Source organism: Planobacterium oryzisoli, assembly GCF_015354315.1.
GTDB classification, from domain to species: Bacteria; Bacteroidota; Bacteroidia; order Flavobacteriales; family Weeksellaceae; genus Planobacterium_A; species Planobacterium_A oryzisoli.
Map to the genome: position 1 here is coordinate 57,201 of NZ_JADKYY010000006.1, position 20,356 is coordinate 77,556.

Consider the following 20,356-nt stretch of genomic DNA (forward strand, 5'->3'; position numbering starts at 1 on the left):
CTATGAACATTATAGAATATCCGGAAAAAAAATCCTGGAACAGTCTTACCGAAAGACCCTCCCTCCCACAGCAGGATCTCTCCCTACTTATCGAGAACATCTTTTCTAGAGTGGAGAAAGAAAAAGACCAGGCAGTCCTTGACCTGACCAAAGAATTCGATGGTACTACCCTGGCCTCCCTGCGCTATCCATTAGAAGAGGTTTCTTTGCAGGACCTTGCTCTAAGCGTCTCGCTAAAAAAGGCCATACAAGTAGCCAAATCCAATATTGAGTCTTTTCACAAAGAACAAAAACTTCCCCTGGAGAAAATAGAGACCGCTCCGGGAGTGTTCTGCTGGAGGGAAGAGCGCCCTATCGAGCGCGTTGGACTGTATATTCCTGGAGGCTCTGCCCCTTTATTTTCTACGGTGCTGATGCTTGCCATCCCTGCAAAGGCGGCAGGATGCCAAAATATAGTGCTGTGCAGCCCACCGGACAAAAACGGAGAAATACACCCCGCCATCCTCTATGCGGCCAAGCTTTGTGGCATTGATGCGCTGTACTCAGTGGGTGGTGCCCAGGCCATAGCAGCCCTTACCCTGGGCACAGAGACCATCCCAAAAGTAGATAAGATATTTGGGCCGGGGAACCAGTACGTGACCCGCGCCAAACAGTACGCGCAGCAACTAGGTACAGCCATTGATATGCCGGCAGGTCCCAGTGAAGTGCTGGTGGTTGCCGCAAGCGATGCCGATCCCGCATTCTGCGCCATGGACCTTCTTTCCCAGGCAGAACACGGAGAGGACAGCCAGGTGGTCCTGCTCTCGGACTCTCGGCAGATACTGGAAAATACCATTGGCTATATCGAGAAATTCTTGCCTGAGCTGCCACGAAGTGCAACGGCTAAAAAAGCGCTCACCTGCAGTCGGTTTATCCTTTTAAATTCCTTGGAAGAGTGCGTGGAATTTTCCAACCGCTACGCTCCGGAACACCTTATCCTAAACACCTCTGAGGCAGAACGCCTCAGCTCCAGGATAACGAGCGCAGGCTCGGTTTTCCTTGGCGCCTACAGCCCGGAGAGTGCAGGAGATTATGCCAGCGGCACCAACCACACCCTTCCAACTTCCGGATTTGCACGCGCCTACAGCGGCATATCGGTAGAGAGCTTTACCAAGTATATCACTTTCCAGTCTCTTACCTTCGAGGGATTGAGCGGCCTGGGACCCTCGGTCATGCGCATGGCAGAGGCCGAAGGCCTGGAGGCCCACAAAAGAGCCGTGGAAATCCGTCTTACCCCAAATACTTCTTCCAATGGCATATAACCTATCGAATTTGGTCCTGGACCACCTCAAAGGACTCTCTCCCTACAGCAGTGCGCGCGACGAGTTCTCCGAGCGTGCGGAGATCTATCTAGACGCCAACGAAAATCCCTTTAGCCCCTACGGGCGCTATCCCGATCCGAGCCACCTGGAGCTCCGCAAAAGCCTCTCTGCCCTTAGGAAGGTATCTACTGAAAATATCCTGATAGGTAATGGGAGCGACGAGCTTATAGACCTGCTGCTGCGTCTGGTAGTTCGTCCCGGCAGGGACAAGGTACTGTACTTTACCCCTACCTATGGAATGTACCGCGTCAGCGCAGAGATTGCTGGGGCAAAGACCCTGGAGATGCCACTTAGCGTAGACTTTAATCTTCCCCTTGGCCCCACCCTGGAGCGCATCTTGAAAGACCCGGATCTAAAGGTGGTATTTCTGTGTTCTCCGAACAATCCTACGGGAAATACGCTGCCAAAGGAGGAGGTTCGCCAGATACTAAGCTCTACCTCTGCCCTGGTGGTAGTGGATGAGGCCTACGCGGATTTTGCCAAAGAGTCTTCTTTAGACCTGCTGGAAACGTATGAGAACCTGGTGGTGCTGCAGACCTTTTCCAAAGCGTTCGGACTGGCAGCCGCGCGGCTCGGTATGGCCTACGCGAGTAAGGAACTCATCGCCTACCTAAGACGCATCAAACCGCCCTATAACGTAAGTACCTTCAGTCAGTCTCTGGCCCTGGAGCGGCTGAAAAGCTATGAGACGGTAACTGAGCAGATCCAGAAAATTATTAAAGAGCGGCAGCGTCTTGAAAAAGCGCTAGCCAAACTACCCAGCGTACTGCATGTCTATCCTTCGGAGGCGAATTTCCTCCTAGTGGAATTTAGCGAGTCCAAGGAAGTTTTTCAGTATCTTCTCTCCCGCTCCATTGTAGTTCGCGACCGCTCCAAGGAAGTGCCCAGAGCCCTTCGCATTACGGTAGGCACCCCTAAAGAAAACAACCAATTACTCAGCGCATTAAAAAAGTATAACGCATGAAAAAAGTACTATTTATAGATCGTGACGGCACATTAATCAAAGAACCGCCCGTGGATTTTCAGGTGGACAGTCTCGAGAAACTCGAGTATCTACCGGGCGTGTTTCGCTATCTTTCCCGCATTGCAGAGGAACTCGAATACGAGCTGGTACTTGTTACCAACCAGGACGGACTGGGAACCGAGAGTTTTCCCATGGAGGATTTCTTGCCGGCCCAAAACAAGATGCTTCAGGCCCTGGAAGGCGAAGGAATCCGGTTTGCAGATATATTTATCGACAGGAGTTTTCCTCATGAAAAATTACCTACCCGCAAGCCCGGTACGGCGCTTCTATCCAAATACATCTACGGGGCGTATGACCTTAAGGAAAGTTACGTGATCGGGGACAGAAAGACCGATGTGGAGCTGGCCGAAAATCTAGGATCCAAAAGCATTTTTCTGGGAGAAGAAAATCCAGGAGCTACCTTCTGTGCCCAAAGTTGGAAAGAAATCTACCAGTACCTGAAAGGGGTTCCCCGAACGGCAGAAATCCGGCGCACCACCCTGGAGACCGACATCCACGTGGCACTCAACCTCGATGGAGAAGGAAAAAGCAGTATCTGCACAGGACTGGGGTTCTTCGACCATATGCTTGAGCAGATCTCCCGCCACTCGGGAATCGATCTTAAAATTGAGGTACGGGGCGATTTGCACATTGATGAACACCACACCGTAGAAGATACTGCACTGGCCCTGGGCCAAGCCTTTGAGCGCGCCCTTGGAGCGAAAAAAGGCATTGGTAGGTACGGCTTTTTACTTCCCATGGACGAGAGTCTGGCCCAGGTGGCCATTGATTTTTCCGGTAGACCTTGGCTTGTCTTTGACGCTACGTTTTCGCGTGAGAAAATTGGGGATGTACCGACCGAGATGTTCTTTCACTTCTTCAAGTCTTTCTGTGATGCTTCGAGGAGCAATCTGAACATCAAAGTAGAAGGTAGTAACGAACACCATATGATTGAGTCGGTGTTCAAGGCCTTCGCAAGGGCACTTCGCATGGCGGTGCAGCGCTCCTCGAGTGATTTTAACATACCAAGCACCAAAGGAAGCCTATGATAGCTATTGTCGATTACGGCGCAGGGAATGTATTTTCCGTACAATGCGCATTAGAGCGTCTAGGCGCAAATTCCGTGCTCACCAAAGACCCCGAAGTGCTCTTAAAAGCTGAAAAAGTACTTTTTCCCGGTGTAGGCCACGCTAAAGCGGCGATGGAAGCACTAAAAGAAAATGGCTTGGACCAGGTGCTAAAAGAGCTCTCGGTTCCCATACTTGGTATCTGTCTGGGGATGCAGCTGATGTGTCTACGCACCGAAGAAGGAGATACCCAAGGTCTAGGAATTTTTCCCGTTGAGGTCCGGAATTTTCCGTCAGGACTTCCCGTACCCCACATGGGTTGGAATAGCCTGGAAGCGCTCAGTGGCCCACTCTTTAAAGGTATTGCTAAAGAAACGGACTTTTATTTTGTGCACAGTTTCTACGCAGAGCCTAGCCCCTACACTACTGCCACCACAGAGTACAACGAACTATTTAGCGCTGCTCTGGAAAAAGACAATTACTTCGCCGTGCAGTTCCACCCAGAAAAATCAGGGGCCGAAGGGGAAAAACTACTTCAAAACTTTTTAAAACTTTAAGAATCTCATGAAAATAATACCTGCCATTGATATCCTTTCCGGGCGCTGTGTGCGCCTCTCCCAAGGAGACTATTCCAAGCAGAAAATATACAGTGACAACCCGCTCGATGTGGCACTTTCCTTCCAGGACCAGGGCTTTAATTATCTGCACTTAGTGGATCTGGACGGAGCCCGCTCCCAAGGCATCGTGAACTATTCCATACTGGAACAGCTCTCCACAAAGACGGACCTTGTCATCGACTTTGGAGGAGGAATCAAGTCCCGTAGGGACCTTGAAGTGGCCTTTAACGCTGGAGCCAGCAAAGTCACGGTAGGAAGTCTTGCAGTGAAGGACCCTCAGCTTTTTTCCCAGTGGATAGAAGAATTCGGTCCCGAGCGCCTGATTCTTGGGGCCGACTGTAAAGACGGGCTCATCAGGACTTCCGGGTGGCTCGAGGAAAGTACGCTCGAGGTAGTGGACTTTATTTCCGGGTTTGCATCGGGCGGGCTACTGGAAGTAGTGTGCACGGATATATCCAAAGACGGAATGCTTCAGGGCCCTTCGTTTGCACTCTACGAGGAGATCCTCTCTCGCCTTACAATTCCCTTAATCGCCAGTGGGGGGATTAGTTCTTTGATGGATTTGGACCGTTTAAAAGCACTGGGACTTTCCGGAGCGATACTGGGAAAAGCAATCTACGAAGGTAAAATCCCTTTAAATGAACTTAGTGCATGGAATCAAAAAAATAGTACCAATGCTTAAAAAAAGAATCATACCCTGCCTGGACCTTAAAGACGGTACCACCGTAAAGGGAGTCAATTTCCTGAACCTCACCAGTGCCGGGGATCCCATAGAACTTGCCAAAAGGTATGCCCGGCAGGGGGCGGACGAATTAGTCCTTCTCGATATAACGGCCACGGTGGAGAACCGCTCTACCCTGCTTTCTTTAATCGAGAACATTTCTAGGGAAGTCTATATTCCCATTACGGTGGGAGGTGGCATCAGCTCGCTCTCCCACGTACGGGCCCTACTAAAAGCCGGAGCCGACAAAATATCGGTGAATTCCTCTGCCGTTAAGCGGCCAGAGCTGGTCAGGGAACTCAGCGAAGAATTCGGATCGCAGTGCATCGTCGTGGCGGTGGATACTAAAAGCAGCGAAGGCACGCATTATGTGCACGTGAAAGGCGGCAGAGAGGCCACAACGATCCAGACCCTGGACTGGGTTAAGACCGTAGAGGCCCTGGGCGCAGGAGAGATTCTTCTTACCTCCATGGACGCGGACGGAACAAAGGCAGGATTTGACCTACATATTACGCGCGAGGTAGCCCTTCAGGTAAACCTTCCGGTAATAGCCTCCGGAGGCGCAGGGGAGATAGCACATTTTTCGGAGCTTTTCACCACTACGCGCGCTACAGGGGCACTGGCAGCCTCTGTATTTCATTTCGACCAAATTCCTTTGCCAACCCTCAAACAAAGTCTTAAACAACAAAATCTACCCATACGATGAATATAGCTTTTGATAAAACTACCGGTCTGGTACCGGCCATCATCCAGGATGCCACCACCCTACAGGTGCTGATGCTTGGATACATGAACCAAGAGGCCCTTGATAGCACCCTCAAGGAAAAAAAAGTGTACTTCTATTCCCGCAGCAGGCAAAAACTCTGGCTAAAGGGCGAGACTTCAGGGGCTTTCCTTCATCTAGAGTCGGTGGAGATGGATTGCGATCAGGATGCTCTACTGGTAAGGGTACGGCCCGAATCGGTGGTATGCCACACGGGAAGCTTTAGCTGCTTTGGAGAAAAAAGTCCTAAAGGGTTTCTTTACGGACTGGAAGCTACCATCCGGCAGCGGCTTGAAAACGGTAGCGACTCGAGTTATACCCGCTCCCTGGTGGAAAAAGGCATCAACAAGGTAGCCCAAAAGGTGGGTGAAGAAGCCGTTGAACTCGTCATTGAGGCCAAGGACAATAATAGGGAGCTGTTCTTAGGAGAAGCTGCAGACCTTCTCTACCACACCCTTATTCTTCTTGCAGCCAAAGGCGAAGAGCTACAAAGTGTAGAGAAAGTACTTCTTGAGCGTTCCAAAGGTTAAGAAGGTTTTTCAATTAAGTATTCCACATTTTCTCTTGGAGGCTCCCCGTGGTAGGCAACTAAGACCTCCCCTTGGTAGTGGGCACCTAGTTTTTCCATCGCACGGCGGCTGCGGTAGTTTTCTTTTCCGACATGGAAACGTACCTTCACGTATGGGGTGTGGGTAAAAAGATAGTCCAGCATCAGGCGCTTTATCTGGGCGTTGAGTCCCGTACCCCAGTATTTTCGGGCATAAAAGGTATATCCAATGAAAATTTCCTTTTTCTTAGGGTCCCAGTCGTAAAATCGTGTCGATCCGCATAGCATTCCCGTGCGCTCGTCGCGTACTACCATTGCTCCACCGCTCTTTATGGCGCCCTGGAAGAAATTCCGAAAATCCTCCAAGCGGTAGCGAAAAGGATTGGGATGCATCGCCCAGATAAGCGGATCGCTGGCGGCCGCATAGAGTGCGTCGAAATCGTGGGGCTCTACAGGAATAAGGCCAAAGTCCCCAATAAAGAGACTTGGTTGAAAGAGACTGGTATGTTCCACGGTCCAAGAATTTAATTTTATAAAAGTATGGCTTTTTCTAGTTCCAGGAGTTTTTGTTTTCTCCATATCCCCCCTCCGTAGCCTGTCAAATGGCCGTTTAGGCCAATAACCCGGTGGCAGGGGATGAGAATGGATATCTTGTTTTTACCGTTGGCAAGGGCCACGGCGCGCACCGCCTTGGGACTGCCCAGGATCTGCGCCTGCTTCTGATAGGAAACCACCGTACCGTAGGGGATACCCCGCAGCACCTCCCAAACCTGCTTTTGAAAGTCGGTACCAATCGGATCCAAGGGAACGGAAAACTCGGTACGGAATCCTTCAAAATACTCAGAAAGCTCCTTTTCGAGCGCTTGTAAAAGGGGACTCTCCCCTACTACTATCTGCGCACCAAGGCGCTTTTCAATATCCTTTAGTTCGGTCTCCAAAGCCCAACGGTCGGAAAACTCCAATAGGCAAATGCCGCGCGCACTGCTGCAGGCCACCATGGTTCCAAGAGGTGTTTCCAAACGTTTTAATTCCACCCGTGTTTTGGTAGCGCTTTGGGAAGGAGATACCTTATAAAGATTTTTGAATGCCTCGGTAAAACCGCTTAGACTCTCGTATCCACTCTCCAGGGCTACGGAAGGAATACTTTCCCCGTCTTGAAGTTTCTTAAAGGCACTGTTGATTCTAAGGGTGCGCTGAAAACTGTGGAAACTCATCCCGTACTGCTTTTGAAAATACCTGCGAATGGCCGTGGGGTCAATCTGTCGCGCGCGCAGATCCTGATCCCTAAGCTTTAGTGAGGGGTCTGCAAGTAGCTCACTTAGAAGCTGCTGGTATAGCTTAGGCGTTGCGTCGGGGTTCTCAAGTGGAGTGCAGACCTTGCAGGGCCGATATCCCTTCAGCATTGCCGATTTAGCAGAGAAGAAGAATTCCACGTTCTGCCGTTTGGGTTTTCTTGCGCGGCAGGTGGGCCGGCAAAAAATACCGGTGGTCTTTACTCCCATCCAAAAAACCCCTTCAAACGAGGGGTCTTTCTGTAAGGAGGCCTGGTACATTGTATCTTCTGAGAGTTCCATAAGCTGGTTTATTGGTACGGTCCAAAGGTAGCATGAGGCGGTTTTGGACTGCAACCGAAAAATGAGCAAGTATTTTTATTTCTCACGTTCAATGCCTCGGATTTCCATCAGCTTTTCTTGAATACGGCCTAGTTTTTCAGTACCTGCGGCCTCTACAGGAATGCGCACCGCTGTGCGGTCCCACTCCATCACTATATGGGCCTTATGCTCTGAGACGGGCTGGATGGAAATTTCAAAATATTCCTGCGATGTAGGCAATTTTTCTACCGGCACCTCTACCGAGAGCACGTCCTTTGACGCGTCGTACTGCGTACCCCAAGACTGGGAGTCCGAACTTAGGATCACCCGCCACTTGGAGGCAGAAGGTTCCACAAAGAGTCCGTAGGTTCCTGAAGAAACATTCTTGCCTTGCAGTAAAACGCCTTGGGAAAAAGTGATTTTGGTGGAAGAATTTGCCCCTGCCCTCCAGACTTTACCGTAGGGCACAAGAGCGCCGAAAATTTCGCGTCCCTTTACTGCCGGTCTACCGTAGTCTACCGTAATCTTGGAAAGGGAAAATTGCTGCTCTACTTTGGCCCGTGGAGAGGCCGCAGGAAGGGTATACTGCGCAAAGGTGTAGGCGGATGCACATAATAAGGCGGTAATAAGTATTTTTTTCATGGGTTAAAGGTTTATGGATAAAGATACAGATTTTTCCTTTTTGAAAAAGTCTCCCCGAGGACTTAAAAAACAAAGCGGCGCTCCTTCTAAAAAGCGCCGCCTGGTTAAAGCATTGTTATTTTCTTAAGACTATACCATGGGTTGCATACGGAAGCTCATGCTTTCGATAACCTTAAGGATAGCCTCGACCGTATCCATGGAGGTCAGACACGGTACTCCATTTTCCACCGACATGCGGCGGATCTGAAAACCGTCTCTTTCGGCCTGTTTGCCTTTGGTAGTTGTATTGACAACATACTGCACCTTCCCTTTTTGAATCAGATCGATAAGGTTTACATTCTCTTCTCCGATCTTGTATCCGATTTTTACAGGAATCCCTTTGCTTTGGAAATACTTGGCCGTGCCTTCCGTGGCCCAGATACGAAATCCTACCTGGTGGAACCGCTCGGCAAAGACCGCCGCTTCCTCCTTATGTTTGTCGGCTACAGTAAAGAGTATGGAACCGTGGGTAGGCACTTTGCGTCCTGCGGCGATAAACCCTTTATAGAGGGCTTTCTCCAGGGTGGAATCTTTACCCATCACCTCACCGGTGGACTTCATTTCCGGACCGAGAGAGGTGTCTACCTTAGCAAGCTTGGAGAAAGAGAAGACAGGCACCTTAACATACACCCCGTCTTTGGAAGGAACCAGTCCGCTGTGGTAGCCCATATCCTTTAGTTTCTCACCCAAAATTACCTTGGTGGCAAGATTGGCCATCGGAACTCCGGTTATTTTGGACAGAAACGGTACGGTACGTGAGGACCGAGGGTTGACCTCGATGACGTATACCTGGTTTTCAAAGAGCACGTACTGGATATTCATCAGACCCTTCACCCCAAGACCCAGGGCCAGTCGCTGGGTGTAATCCACCAGCTGGGCCGTGCAGTGCGCGTTGATATTCTGTGGAGGATACACCGCTATGGAGTCTCCACTGTGCACGCCGGCGCGTTCGATATGTTCCATGATTCCCGGAATCACCACCGTTTCTCCGTCGCAGATGGCATCCACTTCCACTTCCTTTCCGGTCATATACTTATCTACAAGGATTGGATGCTCTGGAGAAGCCTCCACGGCATGGTCCATATAGTGGGAAAGTTCCTGCTCGTTGTAGACGATTTCCATGGCGCGTCCTCCAAGCACGTAGCTTGGGCGCACCAGTACAGGATATCCGATCTCGTTTGCTATCTCCACAGCGCCTTCCTTGGAAAAACAGGTCTTGCCAAGGGGTTGTGGTATACCTAGCTCCTGCAGTGCCTTTTCAAACTTATCGCGATTTTCAGCCCGGTCCAAATCCTCCAAGGAGGTACCCAGAATCTTGACTCCGTGTGCTGCTATTTTATCCGCTAAGTTGATGGCTGTCTGTCCACCGAACTGTACCACTACCCCTTCGGGTTTTTCCAGCTCGATAATGTTCATCACATCCTCTTCGGTAAGCGGCTCAAAGTACAACTTATCCGATATGGAGAAATCAGTGGACACCGTCTCTGGATTGTTGTTGATGATAATAGCCTCGTATCCTAGCTGCTTGATGGCCCAAACGCTGTGCACCGTTGCGTAGTCGAATTCCACGCCCTGCCCGATACGGATCGGTCCGGAGCCCAGGACCACCACTTTGCGGTTACTTGAAACCACACTTTCGTTTTCCTGTTCGTAGGTTCCGTAGAAGTACGGAGTGTCGCTTTCAAATTCTGCGGCGCAGGTATCGACCATCTTGTAGGTAGGCATGATACCCAATTTCTTTCTCAGTTCAAAGACTTCCCTTTGCGTAACGCCCCAGTGGTGAGCGATATTCTTGTCGGAGAAGCCCATTTTTTTGGCCGTTAAAAGAACCTCCCCGTCGTGTTTTGCCCCGGCAATCACCTTCTCATAATCGATTAGTTTCTTTAATTTCCATATGAAGAACGGGTCTATCTTGCTCCATTCTACGATCTGCTCCCAGTCGTATCCTTTTCGTAAGGCATCACCGATAATAAACAGTCGCTCGTCGTCACAGACGCGTATTCTGCGCTCTATTTCCTCTGCGGTAAGGGCCTCGGCCTGCGTGCTCTTCAGCCCCAAATGGCGGATTCCGGTTTCCAGGGAGCGAATGGCCTTCTGGATACTTTCCTCAAAGGTCCTTCCGATGGCCATAACCTCCCCAGTAGCTTTCATCTGCGTGGAGAGCCTGCGGTCGGCCGTCTCGAACTTATCAAAAGGGAACCTTGGGATCTTGGTCACTACATAATCCAGCGCCGGTTCAAAACATGCATAGGTCTTGCCTGTTACAGGATTGAGCATCTCATCCAGAGTAAGTCCTACCGCGATCTTGGCAGCCAGCTTGGCAATAGGATAGCCCGTGGCTTTACTGGCCAGGGCCGAGGAGCGCGATACCCGAGGATTTACCTCAATGATATAGTATTTGTAGGAATGGGGATCGAGCGCAAGCTGTACATTGCATCCCCCCTCTATTCCTAGGGCCCGTATGATCTTAAGCGATGCGTTTCGAAGCATCTGGTATTCGCGGTCGGAAAGTGTCTGTGAAGGAGCTACCACGATGCTGTCTCCCGTATGCACGCCCACGGGATCCACATTTTCCATGTTACACACCACGATGGCATTGTCGTTGGCATCACGCATCACTTCGTATTCAATTTCCTTGAATCCTGCAATGGAACGCTCTATTAGACACTGGGTGACGGGCGAATATTTAAGTCCAAGCTCGGTGATTTCCTTGAGCTGCGTCTCGTCGGTGGCAATTCCCCCACCGGTCCCTCCCATCGTAAAGGCGGGACGAACAATAACAGGATAGCCAATGGACTGCGCAAACTCTACAGCCCCCTCCACCGTGGTGACGATGTCGCTTTCGGGTACCGGTTCACCCAGTTCGCGCATAAGCTCCCTAAAGAGGTCTCTGTCTTCGGCCTGGTTGATGGCCGAAAGCTTCGTACCCAGCACCTCCACTTCGCATTCCTCCAATATTCCTGATTTCTCGAGCTCAATGGCCATATTAAGACCTATCTGTCCTCCCAAGGTCGGCAGCAGTGCATCGGGACGTTCCTTTCGGATAATATGGGATACGAATTCCAGGGAAATCGGTTCAATATATACTTTGTCGGCAATCTCGACATCGGTCATGATGGTGGCTGGATTGGAATTGATCAGAATTACGCGGTAGCCTTCCTCACGAAGTGCCAGACAGGCCTGGGTACCTGCATAATCGAACTCTGCTGCCTGGCCGATGATGATCGGACCGGATCCAATGACAAGGATGGTATTTATATCTGTTCGTTTCATTCTTTAGTTGCTTTTAACTGGGTGCTGCTGCATTAGGGTGATAAATTCATCGAAAAGGTAGTTGGCATCTTCCGGACCTGGACTCGCCTCAGGATGGTACTGCACAGAGAAACACGGATATTTGGTGTGTCGAAGACCCTCGTTGGTACGGTCATTAAGCGCAATGTGGGTCTGCTCCAGTCCGGTTCCTTCCAGACTCTCACTGTCCACTGCGTAGCCGTGGTTCTGAGAAGTAATCGACACGGTATTTCTCTTAAGGTCCAAAACCGGGTGGTTTCCACCACGGTGTCCGAACTTGAGCTTGAAGGTACGGGCGCCACACGCAAGGCCTATAAGCTGGTGGCCCAAACAGATTCCAAAAATAGGGACTTTCCCAAGTAGGCCCTGGATAAGCTCCTGAGCACCTTTCACGTCCTGGGGATCTCCCGGGCCATTGGAAAGCATGACGCCATCCGGCGATAAAAGCAAGAGCTCCTCAGCAGTGATATCGTGCGATACCACTGTGATATCACAATCGCGGCGTGAGAGTTCACGTATGATTCCCAGCTTGCTTCCAAAATCCACAAGCACTACTTTCAGACCTCTACCGGGAGCCGCATACGGCGTCTTGGTTGATACTTGCTCCACCTGATTGGTAGGACTTGGATTTAAGCGCATGTTCTCCAAGGCCTGCTCCTTGCTCGCATCAGCGTCCAGGATCATTCCCCGCACTACCCCTTTACTTCTAATAAGCCGGGTTAGTGCCCTAGTATCCACGCCCTGAATGCCTGCAATCCCCTTTTTGCTTAGAAGGGCATCGAGATCCATCTGGGAGCGGAAATTGGAAGGATAATCGCAGAGTTCGCGCACGATAAGTCCCTTAATGGAAGGCTGAATACTCTCGAAATCGTCACGGTTTATTCCGTAGTTTCCTATGAGTGGATAAGTCATCGTTACGATCTGTCCACAATAGGAAGGATCGGAAAGAAGTTCCTGGTACCCTGTCATCGAAGTGTTGAACACCACTTCCCCATCGGTCGCATCCAGTGCTCCGAAGCCTTCGCCCCAAAATACCTCACCGGATTCTAAAAGTAATTTCTTTTTCATTATTTTTTTTTTTGCCTTCCTGGCAGTCTGCCGGAATGAAGCTATTACTGTATTCTAAAAAAAATGGGCACTGGGCCCACTATAATTAATTGATCTCTTTAAAGGAAAAACCTCTTTGCTCCAGCGCATTTTTTAAAATTGCCATTCTGGTAAACACACCGTTTTCAATCTGCTTGAAAATCCTCGAGCGCGGAGATTCTACTAGCTCCGGAGCTATTTCCACGCCCTGGTTGATGGGGCCGGGATGCATAATAATAGCGCCCGGTTTCATTTTCTTCTCCCGCTCCAGAGTGAGTCCATAGCGCTGATGGTACTCTCCAGGAGCTAGATGGAACTTCTGACGGTGGCGCTCGTGTTGGATACGCAGCATGATCAGTACGTCCACTTCAGGGATCAGATGATCAAAATTACGGTACGTACCGTTCATCATCGCTCCATGGTCAAACCAGTCCTCGGGTCCTGAGAAATGCACCTTGGCTCCCAGCCTTCGTAAGGCATCCGCATCGGAATTCGCTACCCGCGAATGCTTCACATCCCCAATAATACCCACGGTCAGTCCCTGAAAACTTCCAAATTCCTGCTTTATGGTCATAAGGTCCAAGAGTCCCTGGCTAGGATGGTGTCCGGTACCGTCTCCTGCATTAATTATAGAGATATCCAGGTCCTTGAGTTGGTTATAATAACGGTCGTCAGGATGACGAATTACCAAAAGATCCAGACCTAGTGCCTTTAAGGTCTTGACGGTATCGAGAAGTGTCTCCCCTTTATTCAGGGAGCTGGTCTGTATATTGAATGGAACAACCTGTAGTCCCAGACGTCTTTCGGCCATATCGAAGCTCACGATGGTACGCGTGCTGCTTTCGAAAAATAAATTGGACACGTAGATAGGCTGTGTGGCCTGTACTGCTTTTCCATTGGCAAAGTCAATACTGTCTGCGAGAATGCGTTCAATGAGTTCTTTGCTTAGACGGGAAAGTTTAATCATGTTTTTTTGAATTTTATATTCTAAAAGTACATAAAAAAAACGAAGCCAAAAAGACTTCGTTAATGATAAATATTATAGGAACGGTCGGTCTTAGAGCCGAACCAGTATACTTCAAAATGCACCATTTCCTTCATTGGGTGCAAAGATAAAAATTATTTGCGAACTAGAAAAAATTTCTTTTCACAACTGAGCTGTAATTTCAATAATTGCTAAATTGCTATACATTTGCTAAAATACTATACAAATGAGTCCCAAATGTCCGCGATGCAGCGCCACGGAGGTGGTAAAGAACGGAAAGGTTCATCTGCGCCAGCGCTATCTGTGCAAAGATTGCCGCTACCACTTCACCGTAAGCAAACTCGGCAAACAAATCGACCCCTACTATATGACTAAAGCCTTACAATTGTACCTTGAGGGACTCTCCTTACGGGATATCGAAAAAATAGTGGGCATTTCCCATGTCACCATTAGTAGTTGGGTAAAAAAACACAATATTCCACGACTCTTTAAAGAGAAAGTCCACACTTCCTACAGGGTTCTCAGGCACCAGGAGCTCCTTGAGTATCTAGGCGAGAAGCAAAACCTTAAAAACCGAGGTATTATTGTCTCCGAGCTGGGCGAGCGGTATATACTAATTACGTGGGAGCACCCTATATAAGTACCGTCTGCAAAGCGCAAATGTATTGCAACCGACCGGATATGTATACCTTTTTTTGCGCTGTTCTTTTTATAAGGGAACTTTACGGGACTAATTCAATTCCCAAATTCTATGCGTAAAGCACACCTGTTGTTTGTATCTCTTCCCCTACTGTTTTTTTCCCAGCAAAACTCCCTTCCTCAGGATTCCCTCGCAGCCTCCACTGTACTAGCTCCCTCTGCTTCCCCACCGCTAATAAACGCTAGACCCCAGGTTCAGACCTATTGGTACGGATGGGCTCGCACTGAATACAGCTACGACTCCAGGGAACTTGCGTACGCCCGGGAATACCAGCTCAACCTCTTCCCTTTGGATTTCAAAGCAGATTTAAACGGGGAGGATATCCACGCTGCCGGATCCAGCAATTACCTTTCCATCACTTCACGCGTGGGGGTAAGGGCCGTAGGTCCCAAAATCTGGGGCGCAAAATCCTCGGCTAACCTGGAGGCAGACTTCTTTGGAAATACCGAACTTAACCGTAGTACTTCAGGGACAGGATCTACCGGACTGCTTCGTTTAAGACAGGCTAATCTCACCCTGGAATGGCCATCTACCAGGCTCCTAGTCGGTCAAAGCTGGTATCCGAGTTATGTACCTGATGTGAGTCCCGGAGTAGCTAGTTTTAATGGCGGGATACTCTTTAACCCCTTCGGCTGGGCCACGCAGCTACGCCTCTCCCAAAAGCTTTCCTCCCACCTTTCGGTGCATATTACGGCCTATAAAGACCGTGAGTTTCAGGCTCCGGTAGTCGAAGGTGCAAGCAGCAATTCGGCCACCTATAACTCTTTGCTCCCGACCTTTAGTACGCAGCTGCAGTATCAGGAACAGCAGCTTCTTGTTGGTGTGGGGGCCGAATTGCAGAACCTCCAGCCCGTAAAGGAATCCCGAGGATATAAATCCTCTGAGAAACTCCACAGCCCCATGTTCTACGGATACCTGCGCTACCAAGCCCCACACCTTACCCTAAAAACCTACGCGCTTAAGGGCGAGAACCTCCACCATCTGGTCATGCTGGGAGGTATCGCCTCCTACCGGCAGTTAGAGGGTCCAGACCGCTACCAAGGCACGAAAACCTCCGCCGTATGGATGGACGCCTCCATGCCGGTGAAAAAGACGGTGCCGGGTGTTTTCCTAGGCTACAGCCATCAAGGGGGCACCGATCCCGGGTACGCGGAACTCTACCTTAGGGGTGGATCTACCACCCGTATCCTCACGGATCTCTACCGCGCCTCTGCCAGGGTGGAGATTAAGGAGCATTCCTTTCTGCTGGTACCTGAGATTGAGTATACCGTGGGCTCCTGGGAAGATACCACTGAGAATGCCACCGGTGCCGGTGATGCGTTTCACGCAGGCTCGCTGCGCCTGATGGCGCGCGTGATGTATTCTTTCTAAAAGTTAATCTATGGGAAAAGGAATATTTTGTAAATTTCATTTCCAAATACATTTCCATGAAAAATCTATACATCGATGATCTTCCCGATTACTTCAAGCAGTACAAGAAATCCATAAAGAATCCCAAGAAATTCTGGGATAAAATTGCCGATGAAGGCTTTGTGTGGTACCAGCGCTGGACTAAGGTAGTGGACTTTGATATGGAGAAAGCGCAAATCAAATGGTTCAAGAACGCCAAACTCAATATTACCAAGAACTGTATTGACCGCCATCTCGCCCAGCGTGGAGACAAGACGGCCATCATCTTTGAACCGAACGACCCCCTTGAGAAGGCCCAGTACATCTCCTACCGCGAACTCCACGAACGGGTATGTAAAATGGCCAATGTACTTAAAGACCTTGGCGTAGAGAAAGGAGACCGGGTTTGTATCTACCTTCCAATGATTCCGGAACTGGCCGTAACCATGTTGGCATGCGCGCGTATGGGTGCGGTGCATTCGGTTATCTTTGCCGGTTTTTCCGACTCTGCGGTCTCCAGCAGGGTAAACGATTGCGGGGCAAAAGTCATTGTCTGCTCGGACGGTAGCTACCGCGGGACCAAATCCATAGACCTGAAAGAGATAATCGACAAGGCGGTGGAAAACTGCCCTACGGTAGAGAAAGTAGTGGTAGTGCGCCGCACGGGCACAGAGGTTACGATGAAAGAAGGACGCGACCTGTGGCTCGATACCCTGCTGGAAAAAGCCTCTTCCGACTTTGTCTCCAAGATAATGGATGCCGAAGACCCGCTATTTATCCTCTACACCTCTGGATCTACAGGAAAACCCAAAGGAATGCTGCACACCACTGCAGGATATATGGTCTATACCGCCTACACGTTCAAAAATGTATTTAACTACCGGGAAAACGACATCTATTGGTGCACCGCCGACATCGGCTGGATCACCGGGCATTCCTATATCCTCTATGGCCCGCTGGCCAATGGGGCCACGACCGTCATTTTCGAGGGCGTACCTACCTACCCAGAGCCCGACCGGTTCTGGCAAGTGATCGACAAACACAAAGTCACGCAGTTCTACACCGCTCCAACCGCGATACGTTCCCTTGCCAAGGAAAGCACCCAATGGGTAGAGAAATACGATTTAAGCTCTCTACGGGTAATTGGATCGGTCGGGGAGCCCATCAACGACGAGGCATGGCACTGGTACAACGACCACGTAGGAAAGAAAAAATGCCCTATCGTGGATACCTGGTGGCAAACCGAAACGGGAGGCATTATGATTTCCCCTATTCCTTTTGTCACCCCTACCAAGCCCACGTACGCCACCCTACCTCTCCCGGGAATTCAACCGGTACTTATGGACGAGAAACGTAACGAGATCACCGGAAACCAGGTCGATGGAAATCTATGCATCCGTTTTCCCTGGCCAGGCATTGCGCGCACCATTTGGGGCGACCACCAGCGGTACGTGGAAACGTATTTTACGGCCTTTCCGGGCAAGTACTTTACAGGCGATGGCGCGCTGCGCGACGAGACAGGATACTACCGGATCACCGGACGCGTGGACGATGTAATCATCGTATCGGGCCACAATCTGGGAACGGCACCGATAGAGGATGCCATCAACCAGCATCCGGCCGTAGCGGAAAGCGCCATTGTAGGCTATCCACACGAGATTAAAGGAAGCGCACTTTACGGATACGTTACCTTGAAAGAAAGCGGCCAGGTGCGCGACCGGGAAAACCTCAGAAAGGAAATCAATCTGCTTATCTCCGACATGATCGGACCGATAGCCAAACTGGATAAAATTCAGTTCGTCTCGGGGCTTCCTAAAACCCGCTCCGGGAAAATCATGCGCCGGATCCTAAGAAAAATCGCTGAAGGGGACTTTTCAAGCTTTGGAGACACCTCCACCTTGTTGAATCCGGAAATAGTAGAAGAAATTAAAAACGATAGGATTGGCTAAGCCTTTATGCGGCTGTCTACAAATATCTTTGGACATAGGGCTTAGATGCCCCTTTTAAGGGTCCAAATCCTTTGTGTAAAATTACTAAAATTAAGATATGATTTTTGTCAACTTTACGTTAATTTAATACACATCATTTTAAAGTTAGTATTTTAAATGCGTATTTTTGCAGAGTAAATAACAGATAAAGACAGACTCGTCTGTCCCAACTCTGCCAAAACCGTTTCGAAATTCCCGACCCAGGAGCTAGAAACAATAAAGACAATTTCATATCATATTTTTTCATTTAGAAAGTCCGGCTCCTTTTCAGGGTCCGGGCTTTTTGTATGGCTTTACTTTTGGTGTTTTTTTTGCTATTTTCGCTTTTACTAAACCCTTCCTTGGATGACGTATGATTTAGAACAGGAAAAACAGGAAATTCTGGCGCGCTACCGCGACCTGATATCCAACACCTACCGCACGCTTGATGAAGAAAACAACAAGCTGATCCGGCGGGCGTTCGATATTGCCCTTGATGCCCACAAAGACCAGAGAAGAAAAAGCGGGGAACCCTATATCTACCATCCCATTGAAGTAGCCAAGATTGTCGCGAACGAGATTGGACTGGGAGCCACCTCGATTGCCTGCGCCCTTTTGCACGATGTAATCGAAGACAGTGAATACACCTACGAGGACCTAAAGAAGCTCTTCGGCGCAAAGATCGCAGACATTGTAGCTGGACTTACGAAGATCTCGGTGATGAACCACCAGAACATCTCGGTGCAAAGTGAGAACTACCGAAAATTACTTCTTACATTAAGTGAAGATTTCAGGGTAATTCTCATCAAGATAGCCGACCGCCTCCATAATATGCGCACTCTGGAGAGCATGGCACCGGACAAGCAGAAGAAGATTGCCTCCGAGACCGTGTACATCTATGCGCCCCTAGCCCACCGACTGGGTTTTTACAATATTAAATCCGAACTTGAAGATCTCTCACTACGCTACAACAACGCCGATATTTTCAACGAAATAACCGAGAAACTCGAACTGGCCAAGGAGAGCCGTGAAAAGTACATCGAGGAATTTAAAACCGAGGTCTCCCAGCGCCTGGAGGAAGAGGGACTTAATTTCACCATCAAAGGCCGGGCAAAGGCCATCTCTTCCATTTACCGTAAAATGCTCAAGCAGGGAGTCACCTTTGAAGAGGTCTTCGACAACTACGCCATTCGGATCATTTATAAGAGCGATGCCAAGAACGAGAAATTTCTGGCCTGGAAGATCTACTCCATCGTCACGGACCTATACCACAGCAACCCTTTACGAATGCGGGACTGGATTACCCGCCCCCGTTCCACCGGATACGAAAGTTTACACCTTACCGTGCTTGGTCCCGACAAAAAGTGGATCGAGGTGCAGATACGTTCCGAGCGCATGGATGAGATCGCCGAGAAAGGTGTGGCGGCGCATTACAAATACAAGGAGGGCTACCGAGGCTCTTCGGACGATCAGAACTTCGAGCGTTGGGTTAGGGAAATACGCGAAGTTTTGGAACAGCAGCAGAACCTCACCACCTCGGAACTTTTGGACAATATCAAATTAAATCTTTATTCCAAGGAAGTATTCGTATTCACCCCCAAAGGGGAGATCAAGATCCTTCCTATCGGTTCCACCGCACTGGACTTTGCCTTTGCCGTCCACACGGATTTGGGCACCAAATGCTTAGGGGCCAAGATTAATGGAAAGCTGGTTCCCATTTCCCACGTACTGCAAAATGGCGATCAGGTAGATATCATCTCCTCCCAGAACCAAAAACCCAAACAAGACTGGCTTGAATTTGTCAAGACCTCGAAAGCCAAATCCAAGATCAAAGCCTTTTTAAACTCCCAGAAGTCGAGCGCCGTGGAGGAAGGAAAGGAAACATTGCAGCGCAAACTGCGCCACGCAAAAATCAATTTCAACGACGAGGAAGTCAACCGTATGCAAAAGTTCTTCAACCTGAAGACTTCGCAGGAACTCTTTGTCTCTTTCCAGAACGGAGCACTAGACACCTCGGATCTGCGGCGGTATATAGAGAGCAAGAACGTGCTCTCCAATCTTATTCATCGTTTCCGTAAGTCTCCAACCAAGAGCGAGCACCAAGAGGAAACCGTGGAGACCAATTTGGATATGGTGGTATTTGGCAAGGACGAGGAAAAGCTCGATTACACCTACGCCAAATGCTGCACCGTCATACCGGGCGATAAAATATTTGGCTTCATCACTATCAACGAAGGGATCAAAGTCCACTCCGACAACTGTCCCAATGCCATTAACCTGCGCGCTCAATACGACTACAGGGTCCTTCCCGCCAAGTGGGTGAATGAGGAAAGCTTCAAGAACCGAGTGAAAATTGAGATCGAGGGTCTGGACCGCCTGGGTATGATCAACGACATCACGCAGGTCATCTCCAACAGTATGAGCATGGATATGAAAAGTATGAGTATCTCTTCCAACAACGGCGTGTTTAACGGACAGATTAACCTCGAGGTACGCAACAAGAGCCAACTCGAGCAAACCTTCAAGAAACTGAAAGACATCAACGGAATCACCAAAGTAAAACGTGTATAGGCACAAGAAAAAACA

17 protein-coding genes are annotated in these 20,356 nt (G+C 49.5%); 11 read left to right on the top strand and 6 right to left on the bottom strand.

From position 1 onward, the window contains the following. The first annotated feature begins 2 nt into the window (after positions 1-2). Genes hisD through hisIE form a run of 7 tightly spaced genes read left to right on the top strand, consistent with a single transcriptional unit; the run spans position 3 to position 6,062 of the window. A complete protein-coding gene (gene hisD, locus IC612_RS05985; protein WP_194739275.1) occupies positions 3-1,301 on the top strand; it encodes a histidinol dehydrogenase in 1,299 nt (432 codons plus the stop codon). After that, complete coding sequence (gene hisC / locus IC612_RS05990; RefSeq protein WP_194739276.1) at positions 1,291-2,325, top strand: histidinol-phosphate transaminase; 1,035 nt, start codon at positions 1,291-1,293, stop codon at positions 2,323-2,325. Before hisD ends, hisC begins: the two co-directional genes overlap by 11 nt. Further along, positions 2,322-3,413 (top strand): bifunctional histidinol-phosphatase/imidazoleglycerol-phosphate dehydratase HisB, encoded by a 1,092-nt coding sequence (gene hisB, locus IC612_RS05995; protein ID WP_194739277.1) that lies wholly within the window; start codon positions 2,322-2,324, stop codon positions 3,411-3,413. The genes hisC and hisB overlap by 4 nt, the downstream gene beginning before the upstream one ends. Beyond that, positions 3,410-3,988: an imidazole glycerol phosphate synthase subunit HisH gene (gene hisH / locus IC612_RS06000; RefSeq protein WP_194739278.1), complete on the top strand. Its 579-nt coding sequence runs from the start codon at positions 3,410-3,412 to the stop codon at positions 3,986-3,988. The genes hisB and hisH overlap by 4 nt, the downstream gene beginning before the upstream one ends. A gap of 7 nt (positions 3,989-3,995) precedes the next feature. Then, entirely contained in the window at positions 3,996-4,730 is a 735-nt protein-coding gene (gene hisA, locus IC612_RS06005; RefSeq protein ID WP_194739279.1) for a 1-(5-phosphoribosyl)-5-[(5-phosphoribosylamino)methylideneamino]imidazole-4-carboxamide isomerase, read from the top strand. Then, entirely contained in the window at positions 4,723-5,475 is a 753-nt protein-coding gene (hisF, locus tag IC612_RS06010) for an imidazole glycerol phosphate synthase subunit HisF (RefSeq protein ID WP_194739280.1), read from the top strand. The genes hisA and hisF overlap by 8 nt, the downstream gene beginning before the upstream one ends. After that, entirely contained in the window at positions 5,472-6,062 is a 591-nt protein-coding gene (hisIE, locus tag IC612_RS06015) for a bifunctional phosphoribosyl-AMP cyclohydrolase/phosphoribosyl-ATP diphosphatase HisIE (protein WP_194739281.1), read from the top strand. Before hisF ends, hisIE begins: the two co-directional genes overlap by 4 nt. Here the strand turns inward: hisIE and IC612_RS06020 are convergent. From IC612_RS06020 to IC612_RS06045, 6 genes are all read right to left on the bottom strand, one after another. Continuing rightward, positions 6,059-6,592, bottom strand: coding sequence for a GNAT family N-acetyltransferase (locus tag IC612_RS06020; protein ID WP_317173993.1), 534 nt, complete (start codon positions 6,590-6,592; stop codon positions 6,059-6,061). The two genes, hisIE and IC612_RS06020, sit on opposite strands and share 4 nt — an antisense overlap. A 17-nt stretch (positions 6,593-6,609) precedes the next feature. Beyond that, the gene (locus IC612_RS10070) at positions 6,610-7,653 is read right to left on the bottom strand and encodes a bifunctional transcriptional activator/DNA repair enzyme AdaA (protein WP_194739283.1); all 1,044 of its coding nucleotides are present in this window, start codon (positions 7,651-7,653) and stop codon (positions 6,610-6,612) included. Between the two features lie 75 nt (positions 7,654-7,728). Then, positions 7,729-8,313, bottom strand: a complete 585-nt coding sequence (locus IC612_RS06030; protein ID WP_194739284.1) for a DUF2911 domain-containing protein — start codon at positions 8,311-8,313, stop codon at positions 7,729-7,731. A gap of 129 nt (positions 8,314-8,442) precedes the next feature. After that, positions 8,443-11,625, bottom strand: a complete 3,183-nt coding sequence (carB, locus tag IC612_RS06035) for a carbamoyl-phosphate synthase large subunit (protein WP_194739285.1) — start codon at positions 11,623-11,625, stop codon at positions 8,443-8,445. A gap of 3 nt (positions 11,626-11,628) precedes the next feature. Beyond that, positions 11,629-12,711: a glutamine-hydrolyzing carbamoyl-phosphate synthase small subunit gene (gene carA, locus IC612_RS06040; RefSeq protein WP_194739286.1), complete on the bottom strand. Its 1,083-nt coding sequence runs from the start codon at positions 12,709-12,711 to the stop codon at positions 11,629-11,631. Between the two features lie 85 nt (positions 12,712-12,796). Next, positions 12,797-13,696: an aspartate carbamoyltransferase catalytic subunit gene (locus IC612_RS06045; protein WP_194739287.1), complete on the bottom strand. Its 900-nt coding sequence runs from the start codon at positions 13,694-13,696 to the stop codon at positions 12,797-12,799. Positions 13,697-13,940: 244 nt separating this feature from the next. Between IC612_RS06045 and IC612_RS06050 the strand changes: the two genes are divergently transcribed. The 4 genes from IC612_RS06050 to IC612_RS06065 all read left to right on the top strand — a co-directional run bounded on the left by IC612_RS06050 (position 13,941) and on the right by IC612_RS06065 (position 20,341). Beyond that, positions 13,941-14,354 carry an IS1 family transposase gene (locus IC612_RS06050; protein ID WP_194739288.1) on the top strand — a complete coding sequence of 138 codons (414 nt, stop codon included), beginning with the start codon at positions 13,941-13,943 and terminating at the stop codon, positions 14,352-14,354. Positions 14,355-14,465: 111 nt separating this feature from the next. After that, complete coding sequence (locus IC612_RS06055; RefSeq protein ID WP_194739289.1) at positions 14,466-15,785, top strand: hypothetical protein; 1,320 nt, start codon at positions 14,466-14,468, stop codon at positions 15,783-15,785. Between the two features lie 56 nt (positions 15,786-15,841). Further along, positions 15,842-17,752: an acetate--CoA ligase gene (gene acs / locus IC612_RS06060; protein ID WP_194739290.1), complete on the top strand. Its 1,911-nt coding sequence runs from the start codon at positions 15,842-15,844 to the stop codon at positions 17,750-17,752. A 384-nt stretch (positions 17,753-18,136) separates the two neighbouring features. Beyond that, entirely contained in the window at positions 18,137-20,341 is a 2,205-nt protein-coding gene (locus tag IC612_RS06065) for a RelA/SpoT family protein (RefSeq protein ID WP_194739291.1), read from the top strand. Positions 20,342-20,356: the final 15 nt, after the last annotated feature.